Annotated in this window: 1 protein-coding gene; it reads right to left on the reverse strand. The window is 66.4% G+C overall.

The window, feature by feature from the left end; genetic code table 11:
• A partial coding sequence (locus tag ACFPMG_RS26720) for a calcium-binding protein (protein WP_376998269.1) occupies positions 1 to 1057 on the reverse strand: 1057 nt, incomplete at both ends.

The following is a 1057-nucleotide window of genomic DNA, read 5'->3' on the forward strand; positions in this document are numbered from 1 at the left end:
GTCCAGGCTGTCGTTGCCCGCCCCGCCCCACAGGGAGTCGGCGCCGCCGTTGCCGACGAGCGTGTCGGCGAGCGCCAGGCCGTAAAGCGTGTCGCTGCCGCTGCCGCCGATGATCGAGACCTGCTCGATGTTCGAGAAGCTGATGCTGTGCGAACCGTTGTTGGCTTGGATGTAGTACCGGAACCGCACCGCATCCTGCGGCTGGATGTTGTAGCTGTTGTTGCTGGAGTCGTAGTAATTGACGCTGGTGCTGGTCGCTGTGGAGAAATCGAGGGCGATCCGGTCGGTGCCGTCCCCGCCGTCGATGGTGTCGTTGCCGAGCCCCAGCGCAAACAGATCGTTGCCGTCCCCGCCGTTGACGCTGTCGCTCCCGTTGCCGCTGTTCGTGATCGTGTCGTTGCCGCTGCCCAGCGTCAGCCAGAGTTCTTCCACGTTCGAGACGCTGAGGCGACCGGGGATCGACCAGGGCGTGGTGGGATTGCTGGCGATCGACAGAGCGGTGGTGACGCTGGACAGGTCACCTCTCAGCCGATCCGTGCCGGCCCCCCCGTCAATGGTGTCGTTGCCCCCGGAAATGACGAACTGGTCGTTGCCGGCTCCGCCGACCAGGCTGTCATTGCCCGCCCCGCCGTCCAGCGTGTCGTTGCCTTCAGCACCCAGCAGGGTGTCGTTGCCGTCGCCGCCGTCCAGCGTGTCGTCGCCGAAGCCGCCGTCCAGACTGTCGTTGCCCGCCCCGCCCCACAGGAAATCGTTGCCGTTGTTGCCGACGAGCGTGTCGGCGAGCGCCAGGCCGTAGAGGTAGTCGGAGCCGCTGCCGCCGGCGATCGAGACCTGCTCGATGTTGCGCAGGTCGATGTAATGCTGGGTGCCGTTTGCGTAGACGCTGTAGCGGAAGCGCACCGCATCCTGCGGCTGGATGTTGTAGCTGTTGTCGCCGCCGTCGTAGAGGGTGGTGCTGATGCTGGACGCCGAGGAGAAGTCGAGGACGACCCGGTCGGTGCCGGTGCCGCCGTCGATGGTGTCGCTGCCGAGCCCCAGCACGAACAGGTCGTCGCCG

The sequence above is a fragment of the Azospirillum himalayense genome, from assembly GCF_042657465.1.
GTDB classification, from domain to species: Bacteria; Pseudomonadota; Alphaproteobacteria; order Azospirillales; family Azospirillaceae; genus Azospirillum; species Azospirillum himalayense.